Genomic DNA, 14,596 nt, shown 5'->3' with positions numbered 1-14,596 from the left:
TCCGCGCCACCCCGCCCGCCATGTCCGGCAGCGTGGCCGTCCAACACAGGAGCACCGGCATGCAGCGTTCCATCGCGACCGTATCCATCAGCGGCACCCTGACCGAAAAGCTCGAGGCCATCGCCGCGGCGGGCTTCGACGGTGTGGAGATCTTCGAGAACGACCTGCTGTATTCCGGGGCCAGTCCGCGCGAGATCCGCCAGCGCGCCCAGGACCTGGGGCTGGCCATTACCCTGTTCCAGCCGTTCCGCGACTTCGAGGGCAATCGCCGCGAGCGTCTGCAGCGCAATCTCGACCGCGCCGAGCGCAAGTTCGACCTCATGCAGGAGCTGGGCACCGATCTCATCCTGGTGTGCAGCAACACCGCCGCCGACAGCCTCGGCGACGAGCGCCTGATCGCCGACGACCTGCAGCTGCTGGCCGAGCGCGCCGCGCCGCGCGAACTGCGCATCGGCTACGAGGCCCTGGCCTGGGGCCGCCACGTCAACACCTGGCAGCAGGTCTGGCGCCTGGTGAAGGCGGTCGATCATCCCAATCTCGGCGTGCTGCTCGACAGCTTCCACACCCTGTCCATCGGTGGCGATCCGGCGGCCATCGCGCAGATCCCGGGGGACAAGATCTTTTTCGTGCAGATGGCCGATGCGCCGCTGCTGCAGATGGACGTGCTGGAGTGGAGTCGGCATTTCCGCTGCTTCCCGGGGCAGGGCGAATTCGACCTGGCCGGTTTCCTCGCGCCCATCCTGCAGACCGGCTACCAGGGGCCGCTGTCGCTGGAGATCTTCAACGACGGTTTCCGCGCCGCCCAGACCCGCGCCACCGCCGCCGATGGCCTGAGATCCCTGCTATACCTGGAGGAGCAGACCGCCGCGCGGCTGCAGCGCGAGGAGACCCCGGTGGCGGCGCCGCTGTTCGCCCCGCCCGAGGCGCCGCGTCTGGAAGGCACCGAATTCCTCGAATTCGCCGTGGACGACGGCCATGGCGCCGAACTGGCGCGCTGGCTGGGCAAGCTGGGCTTCGCCCAGGCCGGGCGCCATCGCTCGAAGAACGTCACCCTGCTGCGCCAGGGCGAGATCAACCTGGTGCTCAACGCCGAACCCTATTCCTTCGGCCACAACTTCTTCGAGGCCCACGGCCCCTCGCTGTGCGCCATGGCCCTGCGCGTGCCGGACAGCCAGGCCGCCCTGGAACGCGCCCAGCAGTACCGGGCGCAGCCCTATCGCGGCCTGGTCGGCCCCAACGAGCGGGAGATCCCGGCGGTACGGGCACCAGACGGCAGCCTGATCTATCTCGCCGATCGCGGTGTGGACGGCCGCAGTCTCTACGACACTGACTTCGATGTCAGCGCCGGTGCCAGCGGGGGCCTCGGGCTGACCCATGTCGATCACGTGGCCATCGCCCTGCCGGCCGATGCCCTGGACAGCTGGGTGCTGTTCTACAAGAGCCTGTTCGACTTCAGCGCCGACGACGAGGTGGTGGTCCCGGACCCCTATGGCCTGGTCAAGAGTCGCGCGCTGAAGAATCGCGAGAGCAGCGTGCGCTTGGCGCTGAACATCTCGGAGAATCGCAACACCGCCATCGCCCGGGCGCTGTCCAGCTATCGCGGCTCGGGAGTGCATCACATCGCCTTCGCCTGCCAGGACATCTTCCTGGCCGTGGAGCAGGCCAAGGCCGCCGGGGTGCCCCTGCTGGAGATCCCGATGAACTACTACGACGACCTGGGGGCGCGCTTCGATTTCGACGATGACTTCCTCAGTCGGCTGGCCTACTACAACGTCCTCTACGACCGTGACGCCCAGGGTGGCGAGCTGTTTCACGTCTACACCGAGTCCTTCGCCGACCGATTCTTCTTCGAGATCCTCCAGCGCAAGGATTACAGTGGCTACGGCGCGGCCAACAGCCCGGTCCGCCTGGCGGCCATGCTGCAGGCCCGCCAGGGTCGCCCGGCACCCCTGGAATTCTGAGCCAGGCGGGCACCTGCGGGTGCCCGCGCCTCTCCTCCGACAAGAGTCAGCCCGATGCAGGACACCCCGGCGCTCGCGCCCACGCTCCGTACCCCGCGCAAGAACAATCCCGAGAAGACCCGCCAGGCCATCCTCGCCGCCGCCGTGGCCGAGTTCGCCGACCTGGGGCTGAGCGGGGCGCGGGTGGACGCCATCGCCGAGCGCACCCATACCTCCAAGCGGATGATCTACTACTACTTCGGCAGCAAGGAGCAGCTCTACCTGACGGTGCTGGAAAAGCTCTACAGCGACGTGCGCGGCAACGAGGCCGAATTGCCACTGGACCGCCTGCCGCCGCTGGAGGCGATCCGCACCCTGGCGGAATTCCTCTTCGAGCACCATCGCAGCCACGATGACTTCATCCGCGTGGTGAGCATCGAGAACATCCACCGCGGTCGCCACCTGGCGCAGTCCGCGACCATTTCCAGCCTCAACTCCTCGGCGCTGGAGGCCCTGCGCCGCATCCTGGCGCGCGGCGAAGCCAGCGGCGAGATCCGCAGCGGGCTGGACGCGGTGGATGTGCACCTGCTGATGTGCTCGTTCTGCTTCTACCGCGTCTCCAACCGGCACACCTTTGGCCACATCCACGACATCGACATGGAGGAGCCGGCCGTGCTGCGTCGGCACAAGACCATGATCGGCGATGCGATGGTGCGCTACCTGCAGCCGTAGGACCTCCGGGCGACCCTCTCCCAGGGGGAGAGGGAGCGTTTGACCGATGCGTCCAGTCGCCGGCATGGATTCGCAGGGCGGCAAACCGCGCAGGTTGGGTTGAGACGGCCCCATCGTCGAAGCCCAACGCTGCTGGATGTCCAGTGTTGGGCTTAGCTGCGCTCAACCCAACCTACGGATCTGCCAACTCCTCGCACCTCACCCCGCTTCGTAGGTTAGAAAACGGCGCAGGTTGGGTTGAGACGGCTTCATCGTCGAAGCCCAACGCTGCTGGATGTCCCCACGTTGGGCTTCGCTGCGCTCAACCCAACCTACGGATCTGCCAACCCCTCGCACCTAACCCCGCTTCATAGGTTAGAAAACGGCGTAGGTTGGGTTGAGATGGCTTCATCGTCGAAGCCCAACGCTGCTGGATGTCCCCGCGTTGGGCTTCGCTGCGCTCAATCCAGCCTACGGACCTACCTCCTCTCCCTCGGGGAGAGGGCTGGGGTGAGGGCAAACCCTGCTTCATAGGTTAGAAAACGGCGTAGGTTGGGTTGAGACGGCTTCATCGTCGAAGCCCAGCGCTGCTGCATGTCCCCGCGTTGGGCTTCGCTACGCTCAACCCAGCCTACGGGCCTACCCCCTCTCCCTCGGGGAGAGGGCCGGGGTGAGGGCAAACCCCGGCACCCCAGTCAGAACCCTCAGAGCACCGGCATCCCGCCCGTCACCGGCAGCATGGCGCCGGAGATGTAGCTCGCCTCATCGGATGCCAGCAGCACATAGGCCGGCGCGAGTTCCGCCGGCTGGCCGGGACGACCCAGCGGCGTGCTGCTACCGAATTGCTCCGGTTCATCCGGCTTCATGGTGCTGACGATCAGCGGTGTCCAGATCGGGCCGGGAGCCACGCTGTTGGCGCGGATGCCCTTGTCGCCCAGCAGCTGCGCCAGACCCGCGGTGAAGTTGGCGATGGCGCCCTTGGTGGCCGAATAGGCCAGCAGGGTCGGCGGAGCGATGTCGGCATTGATCGAGGCGGTGTTGATGATGGAGCCGCCGCGTGGCATGTGCTTCAGCGCCGCCTGGGTAATGCGGAACATCCCATGGATGTTCACGTTGAAGGTATGTACCCATTCCTCGTCAGGGATCTCGTCGAGGCTGTCGCGCACCTGTTGGAAGGCGGCGTTGTTGACCAGCACGTCGATGCGACCAAAGGCCTCGACGGTCTTCTGCACCACGTCCAGGCAGGTCTGGCGCTCGGCCAGATCGCCCGGCAGCAGCACGGCCTGGCGCCCGGCTTCGGTGACCAGGCGGGCGGTCTCCTGCGCATCCTCGTGCTCGTCCAAGTAGGCGATGGCGACATCGGCGCCCTCACGGGCGAAGGCGATGGCCACGGCGCGACCGATGCCGCTGTCGGCACCGGTGATCAGGGTCTTCTTGCCCGCCAGACGACCCGAGCCGCGGTAGCTCGCGGCGCCGCTGTCGGGCTGGGGCTCCATGCGTGCTTCGGAGCCGGGAAAGGTCTGGGGTTGGGGTTTCAGCGGGGGTTTGGGATGGTCGCTCACGAGAGGGCTCCGAAGGCGGAAACAGAAGGGGCGACCCCGGCCTGTGCCGGGGTGCGGGGCGGGTCAGAGAATCGGCTTGCCGCCGGTGACGGCGATGCGCGCGCCCGAGGTGTAGCTGGATTCGTCCGACGCCAGCATCACGTAGACCGGCGCCAGTTCCACCGGCTGGCCAGGGCGACCGAGCGGGGTGTTGCCACCGAACTCCTTGACCTGCTCCGGCGGCATGGTGGCCGGGATCAGCGGAGTCCAGACGGGGCCAGGGGCCACGCTGTTGGCGCGGATGCCCTTCTCGCCGAGCAACTGAGCCAGGCCGGCGGTGAAGTTGGCGATGGCGCCCTTGGTGGTGGCATAGGCCAGCAGCGTCGGTCGCGGCATGTCCGAGTTAACCGAGGTGGTGTTGATGATGGAGCCACCCTGGCCCATGTGCTTTATCGCGGCCTGGGTGATGCGAAACATGGCGGTGATGTTTACATCGAAGGTGTAGACCCACTCGTCGTCGGGAATCTCTTCGAGGGTCTCGTGAGTCATCTGGAAGGCGGCGTTGTTGACCAGCACATCGATACGGCCGAAGGCGGCCACGGTCTTGTCCACCACTGCCAGGCACTGCTCGCGCTTGGACAGGCAACCCGGCAGCAGCAGCGCCTCGCGGCCAGCTTCACGCACCAGGCGGGCGGTGTCCTCGGCGTCTTCGTGCTCGTTCAGGTAGCTGATGGCGACATCGGCGCCCTCACGGGCGAAGGCGATGGCCACGGCGCGGCCGATGCCGCTGTCGCCACCGGTGATCAGCGCCTTCTTGCCGGCCAGACGGCCAGAACCCTTGTAGCTTTGCTCGCCGCAATCCGGTACCGGATTCATGCGCGATTGCAGGCCGGGAACGGCCTGCTGCTGTTCTGGCATCGGGGCTTTGGGGAAATCGGTCATGGGAGAATCCTCGTCGCGGTAACTTTTGCGGGCCTGTCAGTACCGACAGGCCACAAGCGGCGAGGGTTCGAGATCCGGGACGGGCGGTGTACCGGCGCTAGCGGGGTGCCGATTCGGCCCAGCGCGGCGGCACCGTGGGTTGCCAGGCGGCGAGGGCGTCTAGCAGGGCCGTTGGTGAAGCTTCCACCTGCAGCATGGCGCGGTGCGGTGCGGCGACGAAGCCCTGGGCGACCAGGTGATCGAGGAAGCCCTCCAACTGGGCATAGAAGCCGTCGACCTCCAGGAGGCCCATGGGCTTGGCGTGATAGCCGAGCTGACCCCAGGTCCAGACCTCGAAGAGTTCCTCCAGGGTGCCCAGGCCGCCGGGGAGGGCGATGAAGGCATCGGCCAGTTCCGCCATCCGCGCCTTGCGCGCATGCATGCCGTCGACCACTTCCAGGCGGGTGCAGCCCGTATGACCCAGCTCGGCGGTCTTGAGACTCTGGGGAATGATGCCGATGACTTCGCCACCAGCCGCCAGGGCGGCATCGGCGACCACCCCCATCAGGCCGACCTTGCCGCCTCCATAGACCAGGGTGAGCCCGCGCTCGGCGAGGGTACGCCCCAGGTGCGCGGCGGCTTCGGCGAAGACAGGCGAGGCACCGGGCTTGGCGCCACAGAAGACACAGACGGTTTTCAGCGACATGGGGACTCCTAGGCAGGCAAAGCGCCTAGCCTAGCCGCCCGCTCCGCCGGAGCAAAGCACCCTCATCGCGCGAGGAAAGCCGCTTCCGGCGCATTGCCGCTGGCGGCCTGGGCATAGTTGGCGAACAACTCGTGCAGCAGGGCGGTAAGGGTCATGGCGGGCGTCCTTGGCTGGCGGATGATGGAGGGATAGTACCCAGAGGTAAGGCCCGGCGACCTGGCAAAGGTTTCGATGGAGGCGATAGAGCGAAGCCGTTCCCTTGCCACGGCCGCTGGAACCCGCCACCCTCGCATCGGTCTGACTGGCGACTTCCACGCATCCGGAGGGTTCATGAAATCCACGTTTTTCGCCGCCGCACTGTTCGCCCTGGGAAGTACCGGCGCCTGGGCCGCCGACAGCTGTACCACCCAGATCGAAGCCGGCGACCAGATGACCTACAGCCGCGCCTCGATCCAGGTCCCGGCCTCGTGCAAGACCTTTACCGTCGAACTGATCCACAACGGCAGCCTGCCCAAGAACGTCATGGGCCATAACTGGGTGCTGACCCGTTCTACCGATGCCTCGGCCGTCGACGCCGCCGGCATGAATGCGGGCGAAGACAAGGGCTACCTGCCGGAGGGCGACGAACGCATCATCGCCCATACCCGCATGCTGGGCGGTGGCGAAAAGGACGCGGTGACCTTCGATACCGGGGCCCTGGAAGCGGGCAAGGAATACAGCTTCTTCTGTTCCTTCCCGGGGCATTTCGGGTCCATGCGCGGGGTGTTGCAGCGGGGGTAGACCTGCTGTCATAGCACTGATCGCGCAAGGCTCCAGGCACTTGCCGTAGGTTGGGCTAAGCGTCAGCGAAGCCCGACGTTGCAGCGCTTGCCGCGTCGACTTGATCTGTTTGGCGCCCTGGCTGCCTAGCGCGTTGGAAGTGTTGGGCTTCGCTGGCGCTCAACCCAACCTACGAATCAGGTCGCGCCTCGCCATGTACCGGCAGGGGGGCTTCAACCCTTCGCCAATTCCGCCTCGATGGCCGCCACCAACCGCGGATCATCCGCCGTCACATCCGGCGCGAAGCGCCCCCCCACCTCGCCGTCCCGCCCGATCAGGAATTTCTCGAAATTCCACAGCACCTCCGGCTTGGGATTGGGAGTGCCACCACGACTCAGCATGCGCTCGCGGAAGGGGCCGTCGCCGGTCGTCTCGGGTTGCGCCTGGGTCAGTTCGGCATAGAGCGGATGCTTGTCTTCACCCACCACGCTGAGCTTGGCGAACAGCGGGAATTGCACGCCATAGGTGAGGGTGCAGAATTCCTTGATCTCGGCGTCGCTGCCGGGTTCCTGCTGCTTGAAGTCGTTGGCGGGAAAGCCGAGCACTTCCAGGCCGCGCTCGCGCTGGGCCTCATAGAGGCGTTCCAGGCCTTCGTACTGGCTGGTAAGGCCGCACTTGGAGGCGACGTTCACCACCAGCAGCACCTTGCCCAGGTAGCGCTCCAGGGTCAGGGTTTCGCCGTCGATGGATTGCAGCGGGAGTTTCATCAGGGTCGCGGTCATGGTCGGCTTCCTCGGGGAGAAGCGACCAGCCTAGCGCAAAAACGCCGCCTCGATGGGCGGCGTCGGTCGGTCTGGCGGGGTTCAGCGCTTGAGCTTGACCACGTCGCCGGAAACGGTGGTGGTGAAACCGCTCAGGACATAGGCCCAGAACCAGTTTTCCTGTACCTGGGCGTTGATCAGGGCATCGCCGCCACGGGATTTGATGGCGGCCTGCTGGGCGCGCACGAAGCGGTCGTTCTGCTGGACCGGGATGAAGCCCAGGATCATGAGGCCGGTCGCCTTGCCTTCGCCATGACCGACGACGGTGTACTGCGACGGATCCAGGTTCTGCGTCTTCATCGCGGTGCCGGTGCAGCCGGCGACGGCGGCGGCGAGGGCGAAGGAAGCGGCGAGCTTGGCAAAACGTTGCATGGAATCACTCCTTTTGGGTTGGCATTGCCGGGCATCTTTTCCCGGCAGCACGAACTCTAGCAGCGCCCATCCAGGGGCGGGCGCCGTTCACCCCGGCGATAGGACCGCTCCTCCCGTTATCAGGTGATAGCACCTCGATCTAAGCCGAGTCGGCCCGAGCTGCTACCATCGCCGCCTTTTCGTCCGGCGGTCGTGTCGGGCGCCGTTCTGGAGACCTCGTGTGAATCTGCCTCTCGTTCTCAACCTCGTCGCCTTCGCCGTGCTGCTCGGCCTGCTGGCGCGTACCCGCAATACCGGCTGGAGCCTGGCCGTGCGCGTCTTCATCGGCCTCGCCCTGGGCGTGGCCTTCGGCCTGGTGCTGCAATTCGTCTACGGGCATGACGCCCCGGTGCTCAAGACTTCCATCGGCTGGTTCAATCTGGTCGGCAACGGCTATGTGCAGCTGCTGCAGATGAGCATCATGCCGCTGGTGTTCGCCTCCATCCTGGCGGCCGTGGCGCGGCTGCGCGAGGCCTCGTCCATGGGCCGCATCAGCCTGCTGACTCTGGGCACCCTGCTGTTCACCACCGCCATCGCCGCCCTGGTCGGGGTGCTGGTCACCTGGCTGTTCGGCCTGAGCGCCGAGGGCTTGGTGCAGGGCGCCCAGGAGACCGCGCGCCTGACCACCCTGCAGAACAGCTATGTCGGCAAGGTGGCGGATCTGTCGGTGCCGCAGCTGCTGCTGTCCTTCATTCCGAAGAATCCCTTCGCCGATCTCACGGGCGCCAATCCCACCTCCATCATCAGTGTGGTGATCTTCGCCGCCTTCCTCGGCGTCGCCGCCCTGCGCCTGCAGCGCGACGATCCGGTGCGTGGCGAGAAGGTGCTGGCCGGCATCGACGTGCTCCAGGCCTGGGTGATGAAGCTGGTGCGCCTGCTGCTGCAGCTCACCCCCTACGGCGTGCTGGCGCTGATGACCAAGATGGTCGCCACCGCCAGTCCCCAGGACGTGCTCAAGCTGGGCACCTTCCTGATCGCCTCCTACCTGGGCCTGGGCATCCTCTTTGGCGTGCATGCGCTGCTGCTGACCCTGAGCGGCCTGTCGCCCGCGCGCTTCTTTCCCAAGGTCTGGCCGGTGCTGAGCTTTGCCTTCACCAGCCGTTCCAGCGCGGCGACCATCCCGCTGAGCATCGAGGCCCAGACCGAGCGCCTTGGCGTGCCGCCGGCCATCGCCAGCTTCGCCGCCTCCTTTGGCGCCACCATTGGCCAGAACGGTTGCGCCGGTCTCTATCCGGCCATGCTGGCGGTAATGATCGCGCCCACCATGGGCATCAATCCGTTCGATCCGCTGTGGATCGCCACGCTCGTGGGTATCGTCACCCTGAGTTCGGCGGGTGTGGCGGGCGTGGGCGGCGGTGCTACCTTCGCCGCCCTGATCGTGTTGCCGGCCCTGGGCCTGCCGGTCACCCTGGTGGCGCTGCTGGTGTCCATCGAGCCACTGATCGACATGGGCCGTACCGCCCTTAACGTCAACGGTTCCATGACCGCCGGCACCCTGACCGCACGCTGGATGGGCCAGCTGGACAAGGCCACCTACGGCCGCAACGACCGCGCCGAAGCCCCGGCCGCGCCGGTCAGTCGCGGCTGAACGGCGGCGGGCTTCGTGTAGGTTGGTTGAGCGCAGCGAAGCCCAACACGACCAACCCTCACCGCTCGCCCACCGCCCATTCCTCATCACGTTGTCCTGCCCAATCCGCAGGCAAAACGCCCGCTCGCACATAGCGATGGATGGAGGAATAGGGCCACTCCACTGCACTCCGCGCGTGGCCATGCTTCACCGGATTGAAGTGGATGTAATCGAGATACCGCTGCAGATCCTGCTCGTCGCGGATCTGGTGCTCCCAATAGCGCCTTTGCCAGACGCCGCGCTCGCGTTTCAGCCGTCGCGACAGCTGCACCGTTTCCAGCGGCGGCAACTGCCGGGAGAAGGCCGCCTTGATCAGGCCCCAGCGCAGGGGGTAGTCCCCGTCCTCCGCTGGCAGACGCCAGACGGCGTGAAGATGATCGGGCAAGACCACCATGGCGAGAATATCGAAGGGATGCCGTGCCTTTACCTGACCTATCGCCGCCCGCAACGAATCGATGTGGTCGACGAGCAGGGTGGTAGAGCGGTCGTTGAGATTGACCGTGAAGAAGAAGGTGCCGCCGGTGGCGCGGCTGCGTCGATAATCCATGATCACCGTCCCTGGTGAGTGGAAAATCGCAGTGTAGAGCCTCTCGCAGCGCTTGTGAGTGGCTTGTGAGTGGCTTTGGCTTGTTGGGCTTCGGCGATAGAGCCGCCTCAACCCAACCTACGGATGCCAATCGGGCTTTGTCTCGTTGGGCTTCGGCGGTGGAGCTGCCTCAACCCAACCTACGGATGCCAATCGGGCTTTGGCTTGTTGGGCTTCGGCGGTGGAGCCGCCTCAACCCAACCTACGGATGCTAATCGGGCTTTGGCTTGTTGGGCTTCGGCGATAGAGCCGCCTCAACCCGACCTACGAAACGCGCAACGTAGGTTGGGTTGAGCGCAGCGAAGCCCAACATGCCGTGCCGTTGGAACAGGCCTCTCTAGAACAGGAAATACCGCTGCGCCATCGGCAGCACGTCCGCCGGTTCGCACCAGAGCAGCTGGCCGTCGGCCTTGACCTGGTAGTTCTGCGGATCGACCTCGATGGTCGGCAGGTAACCGTTGTGGATGAGGTCGCTCTTCTGCGCGGTGCGGCAGCCCTTCACCACGCCGATGCGCTTCTTCAGCCCCAGTTGCTCCGGCACCCCTGCCTCGAACGCGGCCTGGCTGATGAAGGTCAGGCTGGTGTCGTGGAGCATGCCGGCGTAGCTGCCGAACATCGGGCGGTAGTGCACCGGTTGCGGGGTGGGGATGGAGGCGTTGGCGTCGCCCATCAGACTGGCCGCGATGGCGCCGCCCTTGAGGATCAGCGTCGGCTTGACGCCGAAGAAGGCCGGGCGCCAGAGCACCAGGTCGGCGAACTTGCCCACCTCGATGGAGCCCACCTCGTGGCTGATGCCATGGGTGATCGCCGGGTTGATGGTGTACTTGGCGATGTAGCGCTTGACCCGGAAGTTGTCGTTGCCGGCGCCGTCCTCGGGCAGCGGGCCGCGCTGCTTCTTCATCTTGTCGGCCGTCTGCCAGGTGCGGGTGATGACCTCGCCGACGCGGCCCATGGCCTGGCTGTCGGAGCTGATCATGGCGAAGGCGCCGAGGTCGTGGAGGATATCCTCGGCGGCGATGGTCTCGCGGCGGATGCGGCTCTCGGCGAAGGCCACGTCCTCGGCGATGCTCGGGTCCAGGTGATGGCAGACCATGAGCATGTCCAGGTGCTCGTCGATGGTGTTCCTGGTGAAGGGCCGCGTCGGGTTGGTGGAGCTGGGCAGCACATTGGGGAAGCCGCAGGCCTTGATGATGTCCGGCGCATGGCCGCCACCGGCACCCTCGGTGTGGTAGGTGTGGATGGTGCGCCCCTTGAAGGCGCCGAGGGTGGTCTCGACGAATCCGGATTCGTTGAGGGTATCGGTGTGGATGGCCACCTGGATGTCGAAGCGATCGGCCACCGCCAGGCAGTTGTCGATGGCGGCGGGGGTGGTGCCCCAGTCTTCGTGGAGTTTCAGGCCGATGGCGCCGGCGCGCACCTGTTCCTCCAGCGGCCCGGGCAGGCTGGCGTTGCCCTTGCCGGTGAAGCCGATGTTCATGGGAAAGGCGTCGGCGGCCTTGAGCATCTGCGCCATGTGCCAGGGGCCGGGGGTCACGGTGGTGGCATAGGTGCCGGTGGCCGGGCCGGTGCCGCCGCCGATCATGGTGGTGGTGCCGCTCATGAGCGCCTCTTCGATCTGCTGCGGGCAGATGAAGTGGATGTGGGAGTCGATGCCGCCCGCGGTGAGAATCATGCCCTCGCCGGCGATGACCTCGGTAGCCGCGCCGATGGGCACGCTGACGCCGGGCTGGATATCCGGGTTGCCGGCCTTGCCGATGGCGTGGATGCGGCCCTGCTTGAGGCCGACGTCGGCCTTGACGATGCCCCAGTGGTCGACGATCAGCGCATTGGTGATGACGGTGTCGACCACCTCGGCCGCCAGCAGCTGGCTCTGGCCCATGCCGTCGCGGATGACCTTGCCGCCGCCGAATTTCACTTCTTCGCCGTAGACGGTGTGGTCTTCTTCGACCTCGATCCAGAGCTCGGTATCGGCCAGGCGCACCCGGTCGCCGGTGGTGGGGCCGAACATGTCGGCATAGGCTTGGCGGGAGATTTTCATAGGCGTTGATCCCGAATAAAGGTGGTCCGGTTTGCCCTCACCCCGACCCTCTCCCGGCGGGAGAGGGGGAAGGGCGGGAGCTCGGTGTCTGCTCTTAGCCCCCTCTCCCTGAGGGAGAGGGTTGGGGTGAGGGGGCTTGCCCCTACAACTTGCCCATCACCCGCCCGGCGAAGCCGTAGACGGTGCGCAGGCCGGCCAGCTCGACCAGCTCCACCTCGCGGCTCTGGCCCGGTTCGAAGCGCACGGCGGTGCCGGCGGCGATGTTCAGGCGCATGCCGCGGGCCAGGGCGCGATCGAACAGCAGGGCGTCGTTGGTCTCGTGGAAGTGGTAGTGCGAGCCCACCTGGATCGGCCGGTCGCCGCTGTTGGCGACGGTGAGGCTCAAGGTGCGGCGGCCGGCGTTGAGTTCGATGTCGCCGTCCTGGATCTGGTATTCGCCGGGGATCATGGGCGCTGCTCCAGCATCAGTTGCATGAAGGTGAGGTCCAGCCAGCGACCGAACTTGGTGCCGACCTGGGGCATCTGCCCGGTGGTGATGAAGCCCAGTCGCTCGTGCAGGCGGATGGAGGCCTGGTTGCCGCTCTCGATGGCGGCCACCATGACGTGCTTGTCGCAGGCGCGGGCGCGTTCGATGAGCACCGTCATCAGCCGCGGCCCGATGCCCTGGCCGCGCTGGTCGGGGTGGATGTAGACCGAGTGCTCGACGGTGTGGCGAAAGCCCTCGAAGGGGCGCCAGTCGCCAAAGGAGGCATAGCCCACCACCGTGCCCTCGGCATTCTCGGCGACCAGGATGGGGTAGCCCTGGGTGGCGCGCAGGTCGAACCAGGCCTGGCGGTTGGCCAGGTCGACGGGGGTCTCGTTCCAGATCGCCGTGGTGTTGCTGACGGCGTCGTTGTAGATGTGCAGCACGGCCGGCAGGTCGGCAGGGAGGGCGTCGCGGACGATCAGGCTCATGGCGGTCTCCCTAGGCGATCGGCTGGTGGACGGTGACCAGCTTGGTCCCGTCGGGGAAGGTGGCTTCCACCTGGATCTCCGGGATCATCTCCGGAACGCCTTCCATCACCTGGTCGCGAGTCAGCAGGGTGGTGCCGTAGTGCATCAGCTCGGCCACGGTGCGACCGTCACGGGCGCCTTCGAGCAGGGCGGCGGAGATCAGCGCCATGGCTTCCGGGTAGTTGAGCTTCACCCCACGCGCCAGGCGGCGCTCGGCCACCAGGCCGGCGGTGAAGATGAGCAGCTTGTCTTTTTCGCGGGGCGTCAGGTCCATGGGTGTTCTCTTTGGCGAAGGGCATCGCAGCCATGGGCCGCTCCTACAAGATGCCGCTGGAGCCTGTAGGAGCGGCCCATGGCCGCGATTAAACGGGAATTCAGAGCGGCTATCGCTACTATCACGAAGATATCAGGTACTCCAGATCCGCGGCGGCGTGGCCACGCGGCCGAGCAGGGCCGGGCGCAGCAGGCGCCAGACCTCGATCAGCCAGGCGCGGGCCTGCAGCGATTCGGCGGCCAGGCAGCGGGCGACCACCAGGCCGGGCAGCTGGGTCAGGTCGCCGCGGACCGGCAGGGCGAGGTCGCGGCAACGCGCCAGGGTATCGGCATCCAGGGTGCCGGTGATCAGCAGGGTGGCGAACACCGGCTGACCGGCGAGGCCGATGGGCGAGTCGAGCAAGCGATCCGCCCCGACCAAGCGCTGACGCTCGTGCCACAGCGGGGTGCCATCGCGACGGATGTCCAGGTGCGCCTGGAACAGCCCCTCGGCGAAGCGCTCGGCACTGGCCGGACGCCCCAGGGCGACGATGTCCCAGTAGCAGAGGCGGGCGTCGCCTGCCAGCTCGATGCGGGTGGCGAGATGGGCCTGGGCGCCGGAGAAGACGATGGTCTCCTGGGGCAGCCACTCCAGGGTGGCGCCAGCGGCCACGCGTAGCTCGATCTGCTGATGGGCCGCGCTGTCGGCGCGATACCACTTGGCCGCCCCGGGGCTGGTGAGCTGGGCCCAGGCGGTCTCGCCGACGCTGACGTCGATGTCCAGCCGATCGCCCCCGGCGATGCCACCTGGTGGATGGACGATGATGTGCTGGCAGACCTCGGGACCTTCGGCGTGCAGGTGTTTCTGCACCCGTAGCGGACCGAGATGGCGGCGGGTGGTAGGCCGGGTCCAGTCGCCCTGGCGGGCATAGGCCAGCTCCAGGCGCGCCAGCCAGGCGGGGGTGAAGAGGGCAGGGGGCAGGGCAGAGGTCATCGGGGTGGTCGTTGTTCTGGTTGAGCTGTTTGGGGAGGGCCTTGCAAGAATCTGACCGGGTGGGTGGTATCGGTGAGGCGGGGTGCTATGGAGACCCTGTTTCGCCTGACCGGCGTCTTACTTTTGCCAGTTGGGTAGGTTGGCGCTGAGCGTAGCGAAGCCCAAAGGGGCGGAAGTTGGCCGAGATGCCTTGGCTTAGCTGGTTTACTGGGTTTAGTCAGTGCCTTGGCTGATTATCGAGCGCTGTGATAGTTTTGGTTTCGCCCACCCGGGCGACTTACTTTTTTCAGTCGCGA

Annotated in this window: 15 protein-coding genes; 4 read left to right on the top strand and 11 right to left on the bottom strand. The window is 66.5% G+C overall.

Annotation, left to right across the window (positions count from 1 at the left end):
* Nucleotides 1-59 precede the first annotated feature (59 nt).
* Complete coding sequence (gene quiC / locus QE393_RS16395; RefSeq protein WP_310044699.1) at nucleotides 60-1,961, top strand: 3-dehydroshikimate dehydratase QuiC; 1,902 nt, start codon at nucleotides 60-62, stop codon at nucleotides 1,959-1,961.
* A gap of 54 nt (nucleotides 1,962-2,015) precedes the next feature.
* Nucleotides 2,016-2,672: a TetR family transcriptional regulator gene (locus tag QE393_RS16390; RefSeq protein WP_310044698.1), complete on the top strand. Its 657-nt coding sequence runs from the start codon at nucleotides 2,016-2,018 to the stop codon at nucleotides 2,670-2,672.
* A 683-nt stretch (nucleotides 2,673-3,355) separates the two neighbouring features.
* On the opposite strand, the gene QE393_RS16385 is transcribed toward QE393_RS16390, so the two are convergent.
* The 3 genes from QE393_RS16385 to QE393_RS16375 all read right to left on the bottom strand — a co-directional run bounded on the left by QE393_RS16385 (nucleotide 3,356) and on the right by QE393_RS16375 (nucleotide 5,819).
* The gene (locus QE393_RS16385; RefSeq protein WP_273809014.1) at nucleotides 3,356-4,213 is read right to left on the bottom strand and encodes a glucose 1-dehydrogenase; all 858 of its coding nucleotides are present in this window, start codon (nucleotides 4,211-4,213) and stop codon (nucleotides 3,356-3,358) included.
* A gap of 63 nt (nucleotides 4,214-4,276) precedes the next feature.
* Nucleotides 4,277-5,134: an SDR family oxidoreductase gene (locus QE393_RS16380; protein ID WP_273809015.1), complete on the bottom strand. Its 858-nt coding sequence runs from the start codon at nucleotides 5,132-5,134 to the stop codon at nucleotides 4,277-4,279.
* Nucleotides 5,135-5,231: 97 nt separating this feature from the next.
* Nucleotides 5,232-5,819 (bottom strand): TIGR00730 family Rossman fold protein, encoded by a 588-nt coding sequence (locus QE393_RS16375; protein ID WP_273809016.1) that lies wholly within the window; start codon nucleotides 5,817-5,819, stop codon nucleotides 5,232-5,234.
* Nucleotides 5,820-6,149: 330 nt separating this feature from the next.
* Between QE393_RS16375 and azu the strand changes: the two genes are divergently transcribed.
* The gene (gene azu / locus QE393_RS16370; protein WP_310044697.1) at nucleotides 6,150-6,599 is read left to right on the top strand and encodes an azurin; all 450 of its coding nucleotides are present in this window, start codon (nucleotides 6,150-6,152) and stop codon (nucleotides 6,597-6,599) included.
* 212 nt (nucleotides 6,600-6,811) lie between these two features.
* Here azu and QE393_RS16365 read toward each other — a convergent pair whose 3' ends face one another.
* Both QE393_RS16365 and QE393_RS16360 read right to left on the bottom strand, forming a co-directional pair.
* Complete coding sequence (locus QE393_RS16365; RefSeq protein ID WP_310044695.1) at nucleotides 6,812-7,360, bottom strand: glutathione peroxidase; 549 nt, start codon at nucleotides 7,358-7,360, stop codon at nucleotides 6,812-6,814.
* An 81-nt stretch (nucleotides 7,361-7,441) separates the two neighbouring features.
* Nucleotides 7,442-7,771 carry a hypothetical protein gene (locus QE393_RS16360; RefSeq protein WP_133862181.1) on the bottom strand — a complete coding sequence of 110 codons (330 nt, stop codon included), beginning with the start codon at nucleotides 7,769-7,771 and terminating at the stop codon, nucleotides 7,442-7,444.
* Between the two features lie 220 nt (nucleotides 7,772-7,991).
* On the opposite strand from QE393_RS16360, the gene QE393_RS16355 reads away from it, so the two are divergent.
* On the top strand, nucleotides 7,992-9,398 hold the full coding sequence (locus QE393_RS16355) for an L-cystine transporter (protein ID WP_310044693.1): 1,407 nt from the start codon (nucleotides 7,992-7,994) through the stop codon (nucleotides 9,396-9,398).
* Nucleotides 9,399-9,456: 58 nt separating this feature from the next.
* Here the strand turns inward: QE393_RS16355 and QE393_RS16350 are convergent, their stop codons facing one another.
* The 6 genes from QE393_RS16350 to QE393_RS16325 all read right to left on the bottom strand — a co-directional run bounded on the left by QE393_RS16350 (nucleotide 9,457) and on the right by QE393_RS16325 (nucleotide 14,300).
* Nucleotides 9,457-9,987: an REP-associated tyrosine transposase gene (locus QE393_RS16350; RefSeq protein WP_310045644.1), complete on the bottom strand. Its 531-nt coding sequence runs from the start codon at nucleotides 9,985-9,987 to the stop codon at nucleotides 9,457-9,459.
* 373 nt (nucleotides 9,988-10,360) lie between these two features.
* Nucleotides 10,361-12,061, bottom strand: coding sequence for an urease subunit alpha (ureC, locus tag QE393_RS16345; protein WP_273809020.1), 1,701 nt, complete (start codon nucleotides 12,059-12,061; stop codon nucleotides 10,361-10,363).
* Nucleotides 12,062-12,203: 142 nt separating this feature from the next.
* Nucleotides 12,204-12,509 carry an urease subunit beta gene (locus QE393_RS16340; protein ID WP_064307547.1) on the bottom strand — a complete coding sequence of 102 codons (306 nt, stop codon included), beginning with the start codon at nucleotides 12,507-12,509 and terminating at the stop codon, nucleotides 12,204-12,206.
* Nucleotides 12,506-13,015 (bottom strand): GNAT family N-acetyltransferase, encoded by a 510-nt coding sequence (locus tag QE393_RS16335; protein ID WP_273809021.1) that lies wholly within the window; start codon nucleotides 13,013-13,015, stop codon nucleotides 12,506-12,508. The genes QE393_RS16340 and QE393_RS16335 overlap by 4 nt, the downstream gene beginning before the upstream one ends.
* A 10-nt stretch (nucleotides 13,016-13,025) precedes the next feature.
* A complete protein-coding gene (ureA, locus tag QE393_RS16330; protein ID WP_007162996.1) occupies nucleotides 13,026-13,328 on the bottom strand; it encodes an urease subunit gamma in 303 nt (100 codons plus the stop codon).
* Between the two features lie 132 nt (nucleotides 13,329-13,460).
* Nucleotides 13,461-14,300 (bottom strand): urease accessory protein UreD, encoded by an 840-nt coding sequence (locus QE393_RS16325; RefSeq protein ID WP_273809022.1) that lies wholly within the window; start codon nucleotides 14,298-14,300, stop codon nucleotides 13,461-13,463.
* Nucleotides 14,301-14,596 lie beyond the last annotated feature (296 nt).

This window comes from Pseudomonas sp. SORGH_AS_0211, assembly GCF_031453455.1.
GTDB classification, from domain to species: Bacteria; Pseudomonadota; Gammaproteobacteria; order Pseudomonadales; family Pseudomonadaceae; genus Chryseomonas; species Chryseomonas aestiva.
Note: the sequence above shows the minus strand (reverse complement) of the source record. Positions and strands in the feature narration are given on the sequence as shown.

Excerpts from the sequence above, each read along its gene's own strand:
- quiC (WP_310044699.1), top strand. The coding sequence starts at position 60 with ATGCAGCGTTCCATCGCGACCGTATCCATCAGCGGCACCCTGACCGAA.
- QE393_RS16390 (WP_310044698.1), top strand. The coding sequence starts at position 2,016 with ATGCAGGACACCCCGGCGCTCGCGCCCACGCTCCGTACCCCGCGCAAG.
- QE393_RS16380 (WP_273809015.1), bottom strand. The coding sequence starts at position 5,134 with ATGACCGATTTCCCCAAAGCCCCGATGCCAGAACAGCAGCAGGCCGTT.
- QE393_RS16375 (WP_273809016.1), bottom strand. The coding sequence starts at position 5,819 with ATGTCGCTGAAAACCGTCTGTGTCTTCTGTGGCGCCAAGCCCGGTGCC.
- azu (WP_310044697.1), top strand. The coding sequence starts at position 6,150 with ATGAAATCCACGTTTTTCGCCGCCGCACTGTTCGCCCTGGGAAGTACC.
- QE393_RS16365 (WP_310044695.1), bottom strand. The coding sequence starts at position 7,360 with ATGACCGCGACCCTGATGAAACTCCCGCTGCAATCCATCGACGGCGAA.
- QE393_RS16360 (WP_133862181.1), bottom strand. The coding sequence starts at position 7,771 with ATGCAACGTTTTGCCAAGCTCGCCGCTTCCTTCGCCCTCGCCGCCGCC.
- ureC (WP_273809020.1), bottom strand. The coding sequence starts at position 12,061 with ATGAAAATCTCCCGCCAAGCCTATGCCGACATGTTCGGCCCCACCACC.
- QE393_RS16340 (WP_064307547.1), bottom strand. The coding sequence starts at position 12,509 with ATGATCCCCGGCGAATACCAGATCCAGGACGGCGACATCGAACTCAAC.
- QE393_RS16335 (WP_273809021.1), bottom strand. The coding sequence starts at position 13,015 with ATGAGCCTGATCGTCCGCGACGCCCTCCCTGCCGACCTGCCGGCCGTG.
- ureA (WP_007162996.1), bottom strand. The coding sequence starts at position 13,328 with ATGGACCTGACGCCCCGCGAAAAAGACAAGCTGCTCATCTTCACCGCC.
- QE393_RS16325 (WP_273809022.1), bottom strand. The coding sequence starts at position 14,300 with ATGACCTCTGCCCTGCCCCCTGCCCTCTTCACCCCCGCCTGGCTGGCG.